We start from the raw sequence: 16,017 nt of genomic DNA, 5'->3' as shown, positions 1-16,017 counted from the left end.
GCATCAACAAACATCGGAGGAGGCTCAAGATGCGTACCAGTCTGTCGAGGATCCTGCTTCTATCGGCGGCGGCGATGTCGCTGGCCGGCGCCGCCCGGGCCGAGACCACGCTGAACTACTGGCTGTGGGACGCGCTGCAGGCGCCGCACTACCAGGCCTGCGGCGACGCGTTCCACGCCAAGCACCCCGACATCACCGTCAAGGTGACGCAGTATGGCTGGCTCGACTACTGGACCACGCTGTCGACCGGCTTCGTCTCCGGCGAGGCGCCGGACGTCTTCGCCGACCATCTGCGCTCCTATCCCGAATTCGTCGCCAACGAGCAGATCATGGACCTGGCGCCGCTGGTCGAGCGCGACAAGGTCGACACCAAGATCTACAGCGCCGGGCTGGTCGACCTGTGGACCCGCGACGGCAAGCTCTACGGCATGCCCAAGGACTGGGACACGGTGGCGCTGGTCTACAACAAGGAGATGCTGGACAAGGCCGGGGTGACGGTCGACGAGCTGCGCGCCGCCACCTGGAACCCGAAGGACGGCGGCAGCTTCGAGAAGATCCTGGCCCGGCTGTCGCTCGACGCCAATGGCAAGCGCGGCGACGAGGCCGGATTCGACCCCAAGAACGTCGTCCAGTACGGGCTGATCACCCCGAAGATCGACGGCTACGGCCAGACGCAGTGGAGCTGGCTGGCCGTCTCCGCCGGCTTCAAGTTCATCGACGAGCCCTGGGGCACCAAATACCACTACGACGACCCGGTGCTGGCCGAGACCCTGACCTGGCTGCGCGACCTGTCGCTGAAGAAGGGCTACGGCCTGCCGCAGAAGGATGTCGGCGCCCTCGGCGGCACCGCGCTGCTCGGCGCCCGCAAGGGGGCGATCGTCGCCGACGGGTCCTGGAACTCCACCTGGTACGGCAAGAACGTGTCCTTCGCCTACGGCTTCGTGCCGCTGCCGACCGGGCCGCAGGGCCGCAAGAGCATGTTCAACGGTCTCGGCGATTCGATCTGGACCGGCACCAAGCACCCGGACGAGGCCTGGGAATGGGTCAAGTTCCTCGGCTCCGCCGACTGCCAGAGCATCATCGGCAAGGCCGGCGTGGTGTTCCCGGCGATCCCGGCGGCGGCCAAGATCGCGCAGGACGCCTTCGCCGAGCGCGGCCAGGACGTCACCGCCTTCACCAGCGAGGCCACGCCGGATCAGACCTTCCTCTTCCCGATCACCGACTACTCGCCGCAGATCCTGTCGACCATGAACGTGGCCTTCGACCGGATCTTCCTCGAGGACGTGCCGGTCGCGCCGCTGCTGAAGGAAGCGAACGACCAGGTCAACGCGCTGTTCGAATAGCTCTTCCAATCCGGCCCGCGGCCGCCGCGCCGCGGGCCCTTCCGCCAACCGGGACCCTCCGCATGACCTCTCCCAAGATCACCTTCATCGGCGCCGGCAGCACGGTCTTCGCCAAGAACCTGATCGGCGACATCCTGTCCTATCCGGAGCTGGCGGATGCGCGCATCACCCTCTACGACATCGATCCGGAGCGGCTGGCCACCTCCGAGACCGTGGCCCGGCGCATCGCCGAGGCGTTGAAGGCGCCGGCGACGATCGAGGCGACACTGGACCGCGCCCGGGCGCTGGACGGCGCCGACTATGCCATCACCATGATCCAGGTCGGCGGCTACAAGCCCTGCACGGTGACCGATTTCGAGGTGCCGAAGACCTACGGGCTGCGCCAGACCATCGCCGACACGCTCGGCATCGGCGGCATCATGCGGGCGCTGCGCACCGTGCCGGTGCTGCTGGAGCAGGCCCGGGACATGGAGCGGCTGTGCCCGGACGTGACCCATCTGCAATACGCCAACCCGATGGCGATGAACTGCTGGGCGCTGAACCGGGCGACCAGGATCAAGACCGTCGGCCTGTGCCACAGCGTGCAGGGCACCGCGGCGGAGATCGCCGAGGACATCGGCGTGCCGGTCGAGGAGATCAGCTATCTCTGCGGCGGCATCAACCACATGGCCTTCTACCTGAAGTTCGAGCGCAACGGCGAAGACCTGACGCCCTTGATCCGCAAGGTGGTGGAGGAGGGCCGGGTGCCGGAGTGGAACCGCGTCCGCTACGACATGTTCCTGCGGCTCGGCTATTTCGTCACCGAATCCAGCGAGCATTTCAGCGAATACGTGCCCTGGTACATCAAGCGCGGGCGCGAGGAGATCGTCGACCGGTTCAACATCCCGCTCGACGAATACATCACCCGCTGCGAGCGCCAGATCGACAAATGGGGCGCGCTGAAGGCCCAGCTGCAGGACCCGTCGGTGCCGCTGGAGATCCGGCGCAGCGTCGAATACGGCTCGACCATCATCCGCGCCAAGGAGACGGGGCAGCCGGCGGTGATCTACGGCAATGTGCAGAATGGCGGGCTGATCGAGAACCTGCCGGAAGACTGCACGGTCGAGGTGCCCTGCCTGGTCGACCGCAACGGCGTGCAGCCGATCGGCATCGGCCGGCTGCCGCCGCATCTGGCGGCGCTGATGCAGACCAACATCAACGTTCAGTCGCTGGCGGTCGAGGCGCTGCTGACCGGCAACCGCGACCACATCTACCACGCCGCCATGCTGGACCCGCACACGGCGGCGGAGCTCGACCTGGACCAGATCTGGAAGCTGGTCGACGACCTGCTCGCCGCCCATGGCGAGTGGATCCCCGAGGCGCTGCGGCCGCCGGCCAAGGCGGCGCCGCTGCTCCGGGTGGCGTGATCGCCTGAAAACGGAGGCGCCGGTCCCGGCGCCTCCACGCCTGATCTCACATCCAAGGGGGGAAGCCATGACTCGTCGCAGGCCGGCGTCGGCCATCCGTGTCTTGCATCCTTTGCTGGCCGGCGCCGCATTGGCGCTGCTGGCCCTGGCGCCCGCCGGCGCCGCGGAGGTGCCGATCCTCAACCCCGGCTTCGAAAGCGGCGCCACCGGCTGGCAGTTCTCGTCCGGCACCGGCGTCGCAACGAACCTGCCGCACAGCGGGGCGAAGCTGGCCTATCTCGACGCCGGCACCGGGCTCAGTGTCCGCCGCAGCGTCACGCTCGACCGGGCCGGGCCGTTCCAGGTCTCGGCCTGGGTCGCGACCTCCGGCAGCGACGGCACGCTGGAGGCGCGGATCGGCGGCCGGCTGGTGGCGTCGTCGCCGCTGCCGAAGGACACCACCTACCAGCGCTATGTGGTCGGCAACGTGGCGGCCCGGCCCGGCGACGTGCTGGAGGTCACGGTGACCTCGGCGACCGACGGCTGGGTCAATTTCGACGACCTCCAGGTCGCCGATGACGAGGCCGAGATCGCCGTCGCCTCGTCCAACCCCAAGCTGGTCGACCTGTTCAGCTGGGCCAAGGCCAAGGCGAACAACTGGGTGCTGGCGGACGGCACGGTCGGCAGGATCAATGTCGACGAGCGCCAGCCGGATGGCACCGGCACCGCCACCTACCGCGCCAGCTACTGGGCCGGCTACCGCCACCGCTCCGGCTACTACGCCCGCGACATGGTGCACCAGATGGTCGGCGCCCAGCTGCTGGGCCTGGCGCCGGCCAACAAGAACATGCTGCGCAGCTTCGCCACCTCGGCGACCCCCGCCCGCGGCCTGTACACGGTCTGGGCCTTCAACTTCGACACCGCGACGCCGCTGTCGATCGACTTCCGCGGCGACGACAATTTCGTGCGCGAGCTGCCGGCGGTGTTCGAGTTGGTCGAGGCCGTCGACAAGGCGTGGCGCTGGTCGGGCGACCGCGACTACATCGCCGACGCGGATTTCACCACCTTCGCCCGGAACTCGACGACCACCTTCGTCGACACCCATGACAGCAAGATCCCGAACGGCGCGGTCAAGGTGGCCGAGGGCGTCAGCGGCGACATCTTCGAGGGCGTCGCCAGCTACAACGAGAATGGCGAGGGGCTGATCGAGGCCGGCGACGGCATCGGGTCGCAGTACCGCGCCTATCTCGCCGCCTCCGACCTGGCCGTCGCCGGCGGCGACCTGCGAGGGGCCGTGGCCAACCGGATCCGGGCGGAGGCGCTGAAGCTCTATTTCAACAAGAGCTGGTCGGACCGGCCCGGCGTGACGCCGCTGGTGCGCGGCTACGCGGTCTCGGGTGCCACGGCGCAGCCGGTCGGCGGCTGGGGCAAGGAGAACAGCTGGTTCATGCCGATGAAGCGCATCGTCACGCCCGGCGCCCGGCTGGATGCCTATCTCGACTACATCGACGCGCAGGCGACCGACCCGGCGACGCGGCCGGGCAACATCGAGGCGCTGACCTACCTGCCCGACACCTTCTTCCCCTATGGCCGCGACGCCACCGCCTGGAAGTGGATGCAGCACATCTACGACCAGCGCAACAACCCGCATCCGGTGGCGGCGCAGGGCACCAACGGCAACTATCCGGAGACGTCCTTCACCCTGGTCAGCCAGACCGTGCAGGGCCTGCTCGGCGTCGATCCCGATGCGGCCAAGGGGCTGGTGACCACCCGGTCGCACCTGCCGGCCGACATCGGCTGGCTGGAGGCGCGCAACATCCGCATTGGCGACGGGCTGGTGACGGTGCGGCATGACGGGCTGGCGCGGTCGACCCTGACCAACGCCCGGGGTGGCCGGGCCCTGACCTGGCGGGCCGAGTTCCCGGGCCGCCACGACATCGTCAAGGTCGACGGCATCGGCCGGCGGGCGATCCCGCAGACGGTCGACGGCGTCACCGTCTCGGTGGTCGAGGTCAGGGTCGCGCCGGGCCGGAGCGTGACGGTGACGGCGGGCTGGCGGTAGCCGCCGCGTCGCCCGCGGGGCGCGCCGCGCTGTCCAGCAGCCAGGCGCGCACCGCCGCCACGCTCACCCGCCGCATGGCGCCGGGGGCGATGTCGAGCCAATAGGCGGTCCAGGACAGGCCCAGCCCCGGGAACGGGGCGACCAGCCGGCCACAGCGTACAGCGTCCTCGGCCAGCGCATCGCTCTCCAGCACCACGCCGAGGCCCTTCACCGCCGCCTCGATGGCGACATGCGACGGGTCGAGCTGCAGGGTGCGGGCGAAGCCGTCGTCCAGCGCCACGCCCTGGCGGCGGAACCAGCCCTCCCAGGAGACGCGGTTGTCGCGGGTCACGATCAGCGGCAGCGCCAGCAGGTCGCGCGGCGCGCGCAGGCCGCCGCCGGCGGCCAGGGAAGGGGCGCAGAGCGGCTGGATCGTCTCCGCCAGCAGCGGCACCGCCGTCGCCGGCGCGTGGTCGCCGTACCAGATCGCCAGATCCACCCCGTCGGCCTCGGAGCGGCTGCCGCTCTCGGTGGCGAGGCGCAAATCGGCATGGACCCGGATGTCGATCTCCGGATGCTCGGCCAGGAAGGCGGGCAGGCGGGGCAGCAGCCAGCTGCCGGCCAGCGACGGCGGGGTGCGCAGCAGCACCACCTCCGGCCGGCAGGCGCGGCGGCCGCGACGGGCAGCGGTCTCGACCGCCTCGGCCAGGGCATCGAAGCTGCCGCCGATCCGGCCGAACAGCTCGGCGCCGTCGGGTGACAGCACCACGCCGCGGCCAACCCGGTTGAACAGCCGCAGGCCCAGCCGCGCCTCCAGGATCCGGACCTGGTGGCTGACCGCCGATGGGGTCAGCGCCAGCTCCGCCGCCGCCGCCCGGAAGCTCTCCAGGCGGGCGGCGGCTTCGAAGGCGGCGAGCGCGCGCAGCGGCAGGGTCGACCGGCTCATCCGCCGATGAATGGTGAATTCCCCTCATGAGTCCAGCGAATTCTCTGCGTTTGCGGCGGGACGGGCCGGGGCGGAGGATGGCGGTATCTTCTGGCCCTGGAGCCTGCCATGGACACGATCGCGACCGATCTCGACGCCACGTTCTGGACCCGCGCCCGCCGCCACCTGCTACGCTATGGCGGCGACTTCGTGCCCTTCGTCCCGGTGCGGGCCGAGGGCGCCTTCCTGTATGACGCCGCCGGCCGTCGGGTGCTGGACTTCACCTCCGGCCAGATGAGCGCCATCCTCGGCCATTCCCATCCGGAGATCGTGGTCACGGTGCGCGACATGGTCGGGCGGCTCGACCATCTGTTCTCGTCGATGCTGTCGGCGCCGGTGGTAGACCTGGCCGAGGCCCTGGCCGGGCTGGTGCCGAGCCTGCCGAAGGTGATGCTGCTGTCGACCGGCGGCGAGTCGAACGAGGCGGCGATCCGGCTGGCCAAGCTGGTCACCGGCAAATGGGAGATCGTCGGCTTCACCCAGTCCTGGCACGGCATGACCGGCGCCGCCGCGGCCGCCACCTACAAGGCCGGGCGGCGCGGCACCGGCCCGCTGATGCCCGGCCAGTTCGCCATCCCGGCGCCGAATCCCTTCCACCCGCGCTTTCCGGGCGTGGATTGGCGGCAGGAGCTGGACGATTCCTTCGCGCTCTTGGACCGGCAATGCACCGGCAATCTGGCCGCCTTCATCGCCGAGCCGATCCTGAGCAGCGGCGGCGTGCTGGACCTGCCGCTCGGCTACCTGGCGGCGCTGCAGGCGCATTGCCGGGCCCGCGGCATGCTGCTGATCCTGGACGAGGCGCAGACCGGCATCGGCCGCACCGGCGCGATGTTCGCCTTCGAGCGCGACGGCGTGGTGCCGGATATCCTGACGCTGTCGAAGACGCTGGGGGCCGGGCTGCCGCTGGCCGCGGTGATGACCAGCGAGGCGATCGCCGCCGAGGCCGAGGCGCGCGACTTCCTGTTCTACACCACCCATGTCAACGACCCGCTGCCCGCCGCGATCGGGCTGAAGGTGCTGGAAATCGTGGCCCGCGACGGGCTGGCGGCCAGGGCGGCGGCGAGCGGGGGCCGACTGGCGGAGGGCCTGCGCGGGCTGCAGCGGCGCCACCCCTGCATCGGCGACGTCCGCGGCCGCGGCCTGCTGCTGGGGCTGGAATTCGCCGATGCCGGCGGGCGCGACGCGGCCTGGATCTCCGACGCCGTGACCGACACGGCGCTGGAGCTCGGCCTGTCCGCCAACATCGTCCGCGCCGGCTTCTCCGGCGGCACCATGCGCATCGCCCCGCCGCTGACCGCGACCGATGCCGAGATCGACCTGGGCGTCGAGTTGCTGGATGCGGCGATCACCCAGGTCGTGGCCGGCGCCTGAATCCCCGAGGACCCCTAATCCTCGGGGGTTGAGGGCGTTCCCGATTCCCGACACTGTCTCGCTCAATCGACCGGACCCGGCGGCACGACCCGCCGGCGGCGACGGCGCCCCTGCAGGGGCCCGTCGCGACCGAACCGGACAGGGCGGCTTCTCCTCATCTTTCGGAATTCCAGGGCCGTCCATGCGGCGGGCGGCCTCTGAGCAGGAGAACCCCATGGTCCAGTGGACCGGCAGTGACGCAAACGAATTCGCCGGCGGCGACGCCGGGGACGATGTTCTGGACGGCCGCGGCGGCGATGATGTGCTGGTCGGCTACGGCGGCGGTGACAGGCTCCGGGGCGGCGACGGCAACGACGAGCTCTGGGGCGACGACGGCGACGACTTCCTCCAGGGCGCGGCCGGCGGCGACCGGCTGCATGGCGGCGCCGGCATCGACACCGTCGACTACAACGGCACCGTCGGGGTCACCGTCGTCATCGGCGGCACCTCCTGGGGCGGCGAGGCCAGCGGCGACGTGGTCGACGGCGACATCGAGAATGTCTGGGGCACCAACTCCGACGACTACGTCGTCGGCTCGGCGGTGAACAACGTCCTCAGCGGCTATGACGGCAACGATTTCCTGGGCGGGGCGGACGGCGACGACACGCTCTGGGGCATGATCGGCAACGACATCCTCTCCGGCGACAACGGCAATGACCGGATCGAGGGCAGCTACGGCGACGATGTCCTGCGCGGCGGGGCCGGGGCGGACACCCTGCTCGGCGGGGACGGCATCGACACCATCGAATACTCCGCCAGCGACGCCGCGGTCGACGTCAACCTGGAATACCAGTACGCCCGCGGCGGCCATGCCGAGGGCGACACCATCCAGGGCGTCGAGAACATCTACGGCAGCCCCTACAACGACCGGCTGATGGGGGAATGGGGCAACAACCGGCTCTACGGCGCCGAAGGCAACGATGTCCTCGAGGGCCGGTATGGCGACGATGTCCTGGTCGGCAGCAGCGGCGACGATGTCCTGATCGGCGGTGCGGGGCGCGACCAGCTCGAGGCTGGCGGCGGCAACGACTGGCTCGACTACACCTATCCCCAGCTCAGCGCCGCGATCGATGTGAACCTGACGACCGGCGCGGGCTATGGCGGCGATGCCGAGGGCGACGTGCTCATCGGCGCTTTCCGGGGCCTCGTCGGCACCGCCTACAACGATGTCCTGACCGGGAACTACGTCGACAATATCCTGCGCGGCAATTCCGGCGACGACGTGCTGTCCGGATTGGGCGGAGACGATTCGCTGGAGGGGTATGGCGGCGCCGATGTGCTGGACGGCGGCGACGGCAACGACCTGCTCCGCGGCGACGGCGACGGCGACCGGATCAATGGCGGGGCCGGTATCGACACGGTCGAATACTGGGGCGACACCAGCGTGACCGTCACCATCGGCGGCACCGGCCATGGCGGCGATGCCGAGGGCGACGTCATCGGCACCGATGTCGAGAACGTCTCCGGCACCAGCGCCTATGATTTGATCACCGGCTCCTCCTACTCCAACCAGCTGCAGGGCTGGGGCGGCAACGACACGCTCAGCGGCCTCGGCGGCGAGGATGTGCTGCTGGGTGGCGACGGCAACGATGTCCTGCGCGGGGGCGAAGGCGCGGACCGTTTCGAAGGCGGGGTCGGCATCGACTCCGTCAGCTACACCGAGGGGGCGATCGGCGTGACGGTCGATCTCGGCGCCAGCAAGGGCACCGGCGGCAACGCCGAGGGCGACATCCTGATCGGCATCGAGAATGTCAACGGCAGCCAGGGCGGCGACATCCTGACCGGGACCGGCGGCGCCAATGCGCTGCGCGGCTTCGACGGCAACGACGTGCTCCGCGGCGGCGCCGGGGCCGATGTGCTCGACGGCGGCAACGGCGTCGACACCGCCAGCTACTACACCGGCACCAACGGTGTCGCGGTCAACCTCACCACCGGCACCGCCAGCGGCGGCGGCGCCCAGGGCGACACGCTGACCGGAATCGAGAACCTGTCCGGCAGCCAGGGCAATGACAGCCTGGCCGGGAATGCCGGCGCCAATGTGCTGCAGGGCTGGAACGGCAACGATGTCCTCACCGGGGCGGGCGGCAAGGACACGCTCACCGGCGGCGCCGGGGCCGACCGCTTCGTCTATGGCGGCACGGCGCAGAGTCCGACCGGCGCCGGGGCGGACCTGATCACCGATTTCAGCCACGCCCAGAGCGACAGGATCGACCTCTCGGCGATCGATGCCAGCACCGCGGCCGCCGGCAACCAGGCGTTCCGCTTCATCGGCACGGGGCTCTACACCCACCATGCCGGCGAGCTGCGCTACGCCGTCGCCGGCGACGTCGCCACCATCGCCGGCGACATCAACGGCGACGGCACCTCCGACTTCCACATCCGCCTGGACGGGGTGGTCGGCCTGCAGGCCTCGGACTTCGTGCTGTAGCCGGCCCGCCCGGCCCCGCCGGTCGCATCGGCCGGCGGGGCCAAGCGGAGACGCGCGTCTTCAGCGAGACGCCGTCCGCGTGTCGGTCGCGATCCAGTTCTCTTCCCAGATCCTGCCGCCATCCGCGGAGAAGGACTGGACGAAACGATAGACATCGGGCGCCATGGGCAGGATCTCGAAGCGGACCAGCACGGCGCGGCCGTCATCGAGGAAATCCTCGCCCTGGAACATGCCGTGGCCATCCGTGAACTCGCCATACACCGGCGGCGTCAGCTTGCCGACCCGCGCATTGGAGAAATGCAGGCTCCATTGCCGCGATTTCGGGTTGTACAGGCGCAGGCTCAGGCCCTCGATGTGGTGCCCGCCGGCGCCGTCGGCCGCCAGCTCCAGCAGGTTCGCGCGGCCGTCCCAGACCTTGCGGACCGTCGAGGTACCGTCGAATTCGAGCCATTGGTCCGGAGTCTCGCTGAGGGGCTCCGCCAGCACTTTCATCTGCGTCTTCCAGGTGCCGATCTCGAAGTCGAAATCGTGCTGGCCGTCGGCTGACGCGGTGGTCGCAGTTTGGGCCGCTGCCGGCGGCGGCAGCAGGAGCGTGCCGGCCAGCAGCAGGAGGGGAAGGCCCGCGAACCACGGGTGGATCATCGCCGGCATGACGCTCTCCTGGATCTGAAGGATGAGCCACGCTAGGCAGGGAGTGGTAATCTGGAAATCACCACTTCCAGCGTAAATAGCATGACCACTCTGCACCTGCCCCTCGACCGGTCCGGCGGCCTGCCGCTGCACCGGCAGATCTATGACGGCATCCGCGGCGCGATCCTCGCGGGCGCGCTGCGGCCCGGCCAGCGCATCCCGTCGACGCGCGGCCTGGCCGTCGAGCTGGGCGTATCGCGCCTGCCGGTGCTGGCCGCCTATGAGCAGCTGCTGCACGAGTGTTATCTCGAGGGGCGGGCGGGGTCGGGCACCTATGTCAGCCAGGCGCTGCCCGATGAGCTGCTGGAATCGCGGCCCGCGCCGGACGCGCCGCGGCCCGAGCCCCGGGTCCCGCCGGAACGCGACTATGGCGGGCTCGCCCCGTTCCGCACCAGCCTGCCGGCGCTGGACCGGTTTCCGCACGCGGCCTGGGCCCGGCTGGTGGCGCGGCATGCGCAGCGGCTGCCGCTGGCGCACATGGCCTATGGCGATCCCGCGGGGCTGCCGGCGCTGCGCGCGGCGATCGCCGACCATCTGCGCGCCGCGTGCGGAGTCCGCTGCAGCGCCGGGCAGATCCTGGTGGTGTCCGGCTCGCAGGCGGCGCTGCGCATCGCCGCCGCGATGCTGGTCGCGCCCGGCGACGGCGTGGCGATCGAGGAGCCGGGCTATCCGGGCGCGCGCGCCGCGCTGGCGGCCGGCGGGGCGCGGCTGCTGCCGGTCCCGGTCGACGAGGCGGGCATCGACATCGACGCGCTGCGCCGCGCCGGCCCGGTGCGCGTCACCTATGTCACGCCCTCGCACCAGTATCCGCTCGGCATGTCGATGACCGCGGCGCGGCGGCTGGCGCTGCTGGACTGGGCCCGGCGCGAGGATGCCTGGGTGCTGGAGGACGATTACGACAGCGAGTACCGCTATGTCAGCCGCCCGCTCGGCGCGCTGCAGGGCATGGATGGGCATGGGCGGGTGATCTATATCGGCACCTTCAGCAAGGTGCTGTTTCCGGCCCTGCGCATCGGCTACCTGGTGATGCCGCCGGCGCTGCTGCCGGAGGCCGTGCGGGCGCGGCTGGCCTTCGACCTGTTCCCGCCAACGCTCTACCAGTCGGCGCTGGCCGAGTTCCTGGCCGAGGGGCATTTCGCGCGGCATCTGCGCCGCATGCGCGGCGTCTACCAGGCGCGGCGCGCGGCGCTGCTCGACGGCCTGGCGCGGCATTGCGGCGACCGCCTGGTCGTCCACAACGCCGATGCCGGGCTGCATGTCGCGGTGCTGCTGCCCGACGGGCGCGACGACACAGACTTGGTCCGGCGCATGGGCGAGCGCGGCCTGACGGCGACGGCGCTGTCCACCTGCTACGCCGGCCCGGCGCACCGCTGCGGCCTGCTGCTCGGCTTCGGCGGATCGGACGAGCGCCGGCTGCTGGAGGCGACGCGGGTGCTGGGCGAGGTCCTGCGCGGGCCCGGCTAGGCCGGGCGCGGCGCGCCACGGGTGACCAGGCGGATGCCGAGCGCGATCGGCACCACGCCGAGCAGGTCGAGCGGCGGCACGTGCTCGCCCAGCACCGCCCAGCCCAGCAGCAGGCCGATCGGCGGCACCAGGAAGTGCAGCGCGCTGGCGGTCGAGGCGCCGAGCCGGTCCAGCATGTCGAACCACAGCAGGTAGCTGCACAGCGACACGGCGAGGGCGAGCCAGAGGAAGCCGGCCAGCAGCTCCGGCGCCCAGCGGATCGCCGAGACCGGCTCCAGCGCCAGGCCCAGCGGCAGCAGCACGATGCCGGCCGCCAGCGTCTGGACCGCGGTGCCGTACCAGAGGTCGCCGGACGGTCCGTTCGATGGCGGCGCGATCCGCTTGTACAGGATGGTGCTGGCCGACAGCGCCACCAGCGCGCCGAAGGTGAAGGCGATGCCGACCGGCCCCTCGATGCCGCCGGCGAGGCGGCTCTGCAGCACGATGCCGACGCCGACGACGCCGAGCGCCAGCCCGGCCAGTTTCGTCCGGGTCAGCCGCTCGCCCAAGAGGGGCGCCGCCAGCACCGCGGTCAGCACCGGGTTCATGCTGATGATCAGCGCCGCGAAGCCGGAGGTCACGCTCTGCATCCCGAAATAGGACAGGGTCAGATAGACCGCCATGGTGACGATGCCGAGCAGGGCGAAGCGCGCCACCGCGCCGGGTCCGAGCGTCCAGCGCCGGCCCGACAGCCAGGCCAGGCCGGCCAGCACCAGCCCGGCCAGCAGGAACCGCGTCGACAGCAGCAGGAAGGGCGGGGCATAGGTCACCGCCACCTTGGCGGCGGTGAAGGCCGAGGCCCACAGCACCACGAACAGGGCGGGGAAGCCCCAGCGCACCAACGCGCTGCGGCCGGGGGCCGGGATCGAGACGGCGTGCATGGTCGATCTCCTTCGGATCGGCTGCACCTTAGAGGCCGGCGTGACTATTTGGAAATTCAATGATTAAATGGGGTGCAGTGGAAAATCTGATAGGTGCTTCATGCTCGATCTCGATCTGCTGCGCAGCTTCGTTTCCGTGGTCGATGCCGGCGGCTTCACCCGCGCCGGCGAGCGGGTGCACCGCACCCAATCCACCGTCAGCCAGCAGATCCGCAAGCTGGAGCAGGCGGTCGGCCGGCCGCTGCTGCACCGCCAGGGGCGGGGCGTGGCGCCGACCGAGGAGGGCGAGCGCCTGCTCGGCTATGCCCGCCGCCTGCTGGCGCTGAGCGACGAGGCCGAGGATTCGCTGCGCCGGCCGGACGGGATGGCGGTGGTCCGGGTCGGGCTGGGCGAGGATTTCGCCGCCGCGCGGCTGACCGAGGCGCTGTCCGGCCTGGCCCGGCTGCGCCCGGCGCTGCGGCTCGACGTCCGCTGCGACGCGGGGTCGGAGCTGCGCCGCGCCTTCGGCCAGGGCGAGCTGGACATCGCCGTGATCAAGCGCGATTCCGGCATCGGTACCGCCGTCGCCGCCTGGCCGGAGCGGCTGGTCTGGGTCGCCAGCCGCCGCCACGGCGTACCGGAGGGCGACCCGGTGCCGCTGGTGGCCTATGGCCAGGGCTGCATCTATCGGGCCCGGGCGATCCATGCGCTGGAGAGCGCCGGCCGGCGCTGGCGCATCGCCTTCACCGGTTCGAACCTGCCGGCGGTGCAGGCCGCGATCGCCTGTGGCTTCGGCATCGGCATCCTGGTGGCGCGCTCGGTGCGCGACGACCTGCGCATCCTGCGGCCGGAGGAGGGATTCCCGCCGGTCCCGCCCAGCGAGCTCGCCGTCATGCTGCAGCCCGGCGCATCCCCGGCCGTCCGGATCGTGGCCGAGCAGCTGGCGGAGAGCTGCGCCGAGGAACGGCCCGAGGCGGCGTAAGTCAATTACACTTTCTAATTATGTTATTTATATATTAATCAACATGTAGAAATCAGAATCAGATTGACGTACTCCACAATCAGCTGAGAGATTGTCGGCCCCTTCCCGGAGGACCAGACATGCTCTCCCGCCGCACCCTGCTGTCGACCACTCTCGCCCTCGCGGCGGCCGCACCGCTCGCCGGTCGCCCGGCCGGGGCAGAGGAGGCACCGAAGGCCCTGCGCATCGGCTACCAGAAGAACGGCATCCTGCTGGTCGCCAAGACCCGCAAGTCGCTGGAGCAGCATTTCGCCCCCCAGGGCATCGCGGTGGAGTGGGTCGAGTTCTCCTTCGGCCCGCCGCTGCTGGAGGCGCTGAACGCCGGCAGCATCGATTTCGGCGCCACCGGCGACACGCCGCCGATCTTCGCCCAGGCGGCGCAGGCCGACCTGGTCTACGCCGCGGCCCAGCCGGCGGCCGGCAAGGGCCAGGCCCTGGTGGTGCCGAAGGGGTCGGCGGCGAAATCCGTGGCCGATGTGAAGGGGCTGCGGGTCGGCGTCGGCAAGGGCTCCAGCGCCCACAACTTCCTGGTCGCGGCGCTGCAGAAGGCCGGACTCGGCTGGCAGGACATCACCCCGGTCTACCTCGCCCCGGCCGATGCCCGCGCCGCCTTCGCCGGCGGCAGCCTGGACGCCTGGGCGATCTGGGACCCCTATTTCGCCATCGCCGAGCTGGAGGAGGGGGCGCAGGTGCTCGCCACCTCCGCCGATGTCGAGCCGCAGAACTCCTTCTTCCTGGCCAGCAAGACCTTCGCCGAGACCCATCCCGCCGCGCTGCGCAGCCTGGTCGGGGCGCTGGGCGAGGTCGGCGCCTGGGCCGAGGCCAACCACGCCGAGGTCGCCAAGCTGTTCGCCGACGAGACCGGCATCAGCCTGGCGGCGGAGCAGCGCTCGGTCGACCGCGCCGGCTTCCAGATCGGCCCGCTGACCGAGGAGATCGCGGCCCAGCAGCAGAAGATCGCCGACCGTTTCGCCGCGCTCGGGCTGATCCCGGCGCCGATCGCGATCCGCGACATCGTCTGGACCGGCGCCTGACCACAGCAGGAATTCACCCCATGTCCGACACCCGCAAGCCGCTCGACCTGTTCTGGTTCATCCCGACCAGCGGCGACGGCCCCTATCTCGGCACCCAGGACCGGCACCGCCCGGCCGAGTTCCGCTATCTGCGCGAGATCGCCACGGCGGTCGACCGGCTCGGCTACTCGGGCGTGCTGCTGCCCACCGGCCGCGGCTGCGAGGATGCCTGGATCACCGCCACGGCGCTGGCCACGGCGACGGAGCGGTTGCGCTTCCTGGTGGCGCTGCGCCCCGGCGTGGCGACGCCCGCCTTCTTGGCCCGCCAGGCCGCGGCGCTGGACCGGATCAGCAACGGCCGGCTGCTGCTCAACGTCGTGGTCGGCGGCGACCCGGCCGAGCTGGCCGGCGACGGCGTCTTCCTCGACCACGACACCCGCTACGCCCAGGCGGCGGAGTTCCTGACCATCTGGCGCCGCCTGCTGGCCGGCGAGACGGTGGATTTCGACGGCGACTTCCTCAAGGTGAAGGGCGGCAAGCTGTCCTTCCCGCCGGTGCAGCGGCCGCATCCGCCGCTGTGGTTCGGCGGTTCCTCCGACGCCGCGCTGGACCTCGCCGCCGACCAGGTCGAGACCTACCTGACCTGGGGCGAGCCGCTGGACCAGGTGGCCGGGAAGATCGAGGCGGCCAAGGCGCGCGCGGCGGCCCGCGGCCGCACATTGCGCTTCGGCATGCGCATCCACCTGATCGTGCGCGAGACCGAGGAGGAGGCCTGGCGGGTGGCCGAGCGGCTGATCCGCGACGTCTCCGACGACGCCATCGCCGAGGCCCAGAAGAAGCTGGCCGACGGCTCGGACTCGGTCGGGCAGAAGCGGATGTCGGCGCTGCATGGCGGCCGGCGCGACAAGCTGCTGGTCGGACCGAACCTCTGGGCCGGCATCGGCCTGGTGCGGCGCGGCGCCGGCACCGCCCTGGTCGGCGACCCCGAGACTGTCGCGGCCCGGCTGCGCGAATACCAGGCGCTGGGCATCGAGGCCATCATCGCCTCCGGCTACCCGCATCTGGAGGAGGCGTACAACGTCGCCGAGCTCTTGTTCCCGGCCCTCGGCATCGGCGGCGAGCAGGCCGGGGCGCATGAGCTGCATCCGGGTGAGTTCGGCACCGGCGCCGGACGGCCGAAGCTGACCGCGGTGTCGTGAGGCGGAGGCGGCATCGGGATAGGGGGAAGCCTCGCGGCTCCCCCCTCCCACACCACCGGACATACGGGTCCGTATCCGGCGGTTCGGGGGATTAAGCGGTGAGCGGGTCGGCGACGGAGGCGAGGCCGAGGGCCTGAAG

At 71.0% G+C, this 16,017-nt stretch carries 12 protein-coding genes; 9 read left to right on the top strand and 3 right to left on the bottom strand.

Annotation, left to right across the window (positions count from 1 at the left end; translation table 11 throughout):
* Positions 1 to 29: 29 nt before the first annotated feature.
* From ACTOWL_RS28075 to ACTOWL_RS28065, 3 genes are all read left to right on the top strand, one after another.
* On the top strand, positions 30 to 1,343 hold the full coding sequence (locus tag ACTOWL_RS28075; protein ID WP_441324584.1) for an ABC transporter substrate-binding protein: 1,314 nt from the start codon (positions 30 to 32) through the stop codon (positions 1,341 to 1,343).
* A gap of 62 nt (positions 1,344 to 1,405) precedes the next feature.
* Entirely contained in the window at positions 1,406 to 2,749 is a 1,344-nt protein-coding gene (locus ACTOWL_RS28070) for an alpha-glucosidase/alpha-galactosidase (protein ID WP_441324583.1), read from the top strand.
* Positions 2,750 to 2,816: 67 nt separating this feature from the next.
* Positions 2,817 to 4,790 (top strand): hypothetical protein, encoded by a 1,974-nt coding sequence (locus ACTOWL_RS28065; protein WP_441324582.1) that lies wholly within the window; start codon positions 2,817 to 2,819, stop codon positions 4,788 to 4,790.
* On the opposite strand, the gene ACTOWL_RS28060 is transcribed toward ACTOWL_RS28065, so the two are convergent.
* Entirely contained in the window at positions 4,741 to 5,715 is a 975-nt protein-coding gene (locus ACTOWL_RS28060; RefSeq protein WP_441324581.1) for a LysR substrate-binding domain-containing protein, read from the bottom strand. The genes ACTOWL_RS28065 and ACTOWL_RS28060 overlap by 50 nt on opposite strands.
* 108 nt (positions 5,716 to 5,823) lie before the next feature.
* On the opposite strand from ACTOWL_RS28060, the gene ACTOWL_RS28055 reads away from it, so the two are divergent.
* Positions 5,824 to 7,125 carry an aspartate aminotransferase family protein gene (locus tag ACTOWL_RS28055; protein WP_441324580.1) on the top strand — a complete coding sequence of 434 codons (1,302 nt, stop codon included), beginning with the start codon at positions 5,824 to 5,826 and terminating at the stop codon, positions 7,123 to 7,125.
* A gap of 214 nt (positions 7,126 to 7,339) precedes the next feature.
* The gene (locus ACTOWL_RS28050; protein WP_441324579.1) at positions 7,340 to 9,592 is read left to right on the top strand and encodes a calcium-binding protein; all 2,253 of its coding nucleotides are present in this window, start codon (positions 7,340 to 7,342) and stop codon (positions 9,590 to 9,592) included.
* Between the two features lie 60 nt (positions 9,593 to 9,652).
* On the opposite strand, the gene ACTOWL_RS28045 is transcribed toward ACTOWL_RS28050, so the two are convergent.
* Positions 9,653 to 10,243, bottom strand: a complete 591-nt coding sequence (locus ACTOWL_RS28045) for a hypothetical protein (protein WP_441324578.1) — start codon at positions 10,241 to 10,243, stop codon at positions 9,653 to 9,655.
* An 81-nt stretch (positions 10,244 to 10,324) separates the two neighbouring features.
* Here ACTOWL_RS28045 and pdxR point away from each other — a divergent pair, with 81 nt between their 5' ends.
* Positions 10,325 to 11,746 (top strand): MocR-like pyridoxine biosynthesis transcription factor PdxR, encoded by a 1,422-nt coding sequence (pdxR, locus tag ACTOWL_RS28040; RefSeq protein ID WP_441324577.1) that lies wholly within the window; start codon positions 10,325 to 10,327, stop codon positions 11,744 to 11,746.
* Here pdxR and ACTOWL_RS28035 read toward each other — a convergent pair.
* The gene (locus ACTOWL_RS28035) at positions 11,743 to 12,666 is read right to left on the bottom strand and encodes a DMT family transporter (RefSeq protein WP_441324576.1); all 924 of its coding nucleotides are present in this window, start codon (positions 12,664 to 12,666) and stop codon (positions 11,743 to 11,745) included. The two genes, pdxR and ACTOWL_RS28035, sit on opposite strands and share 4 nt — an antisense overlap.
* Before the next feature lie 100 nt (positions 12,667 to 12,766).
* Between ACTOWL_RS28035 and ACTOWL_RS28030 the strand changes: the two genes are divergently transcribed.
* The 3 genes from ACTOWL_RS28030 (at position 12,767) to ssuD (ending at position 15,878) form a co-directional block, all read left to right on the top strand.
* Positions 12,767 to 13,627: a LysR substrate-binding domain-containing protein gene (locus ACTOWL_RS28030; RefSeq protein WP_441324575.1), complete on the top strand. Its 861-nt coding sequence runs from the start codon at positions 12,767 to 12,769 to the stop codon at positions 13,625 to 13,627.
* 119 nt (positions 13,628 to 13,746) lie between these two features.
* A complete protein-coding gene (locus tag ACTOWL_RS28025; RefSeq protein WP_441324574.1) occupies positions 13,747 to 14,700 on the top strand; it encodes an aliphatic sulfonate ABC transporter substrate-binding protein in 954 nt (317 codons plus the stop codon).
* Between the two features lie 20 nt (positions 14,701 to 14,720).
* On the top strand, positions 14,721 to 15,878 hold the full coding sequence (gene ssuD, locus ACTOWL_RS28020) for an FMNH2-dependent alkanesulfonate monooxygenase (protein ID WP_441324573.1): 1,158 nt from the start codon (positions 14,721 to 14,723) through the stop codon (positions 15,876 to 15,878).
* Positions 15,879 to 16,017: the final 139 nt, after the last annotated feature.

The sequence above is a fragment of the Inquilinus sp. CA228 genome, assembly GCF_052078665.1.
Taxonomy (GTDB): domain Bacteria; phylum Pseudomonadota; class Alphaproteobacteria; order DSM-16000; family Inquilinaceae; genus Inquilinus.
The sequence above is the reverse complement of the archived record's forward strand: the minus strand, read 5'-3'. Positions and strand labels throughout refer to the sequence as shown.

Coding starts and splice junctions, on each gene's coding strand:
- ACTOWL_RS28075 (WP_441324584.1), top strand. CDS start 30: ATGCGTACCAGTCTGTCGAGGATCCTGCTTCTATCGGCGGCGGCGATG.
- ACTOWL_RS28070 (WP_441324583.1), top strand. CDS start 1,406: ATGACCTCTCCCAAGATCACCTTCATCGGCGCCGGCAGCACGGTCTTC.
- ACTOWL_RS28065 (WP_441324582.1), top strand. CDS start 2,817: ATGACTCGTCGCAGGCCGGCGTCGGCCATCCGTGTCTTGCATCCTTTG.
- ACTOWL_RS28060 (WP_441324581.1), bottom strand. CDS start 5,715: ATGAGCCGGTCGACCCTGCCGCTGCGCGCGCTCGCCGCCTTCGAAGCC.
- ACTOWL_RS28055 (WP_441324580.1), top strand. CDS start 5,824: ATGGACACGATCGCGACCGATCTCGACGCCACGTTCTGGACCCGCGCC.
- ACTOWL_RS28050 (WP_441324579.1), top strand. CDS start 7,340: ATGGTCCAGTGGACCGGCAGTGACGCAAACGAATTCGCCGGCGGCGAC.
- ACTOWL_RS28045 (WP_441324578.1), bottom strand. CDS start 10,243: ATGCCGGCGATGATCCACCCGTGGTTCGCGGGCCTTCCCCTCCTGCTG.
- pdxR (WP_441324577.1), top strand. CDS start 10,325: ATGACCACTCTGCACCTGCCCCTCGACCGGTCCGGCGGCCTGCCGCTG.
- ACTOWL_RS28035 (WP_441324576.1), bottom strand. CDS start 12,666: ATGCACGCCGTCTCGATCCCGGCCCCCGGCCGCAGCGCGTTGGTGCGC.
- ACTOWL_RS28030 (WP_441324575.1), top strand. CDS start 12,767: ATGCTCGATCTCGATCTGCTGCGCAGCTTCGTTTCCGTGGTCGATGCC.
- ACTOWL_RS28025 (WP_441324574.1), top strand. CDS start 13,747: ATGCTCTCCCGCCGCACCCTGCTGTCGACCACTCTCGCCCTCGCGGCG.
- ssuD (WP_441324573.1), top strand. CDS start 14,721: ATGTCCGACACCCGCAAGCCGCTCGACCTGTTCTGGTTCATCCCGACC.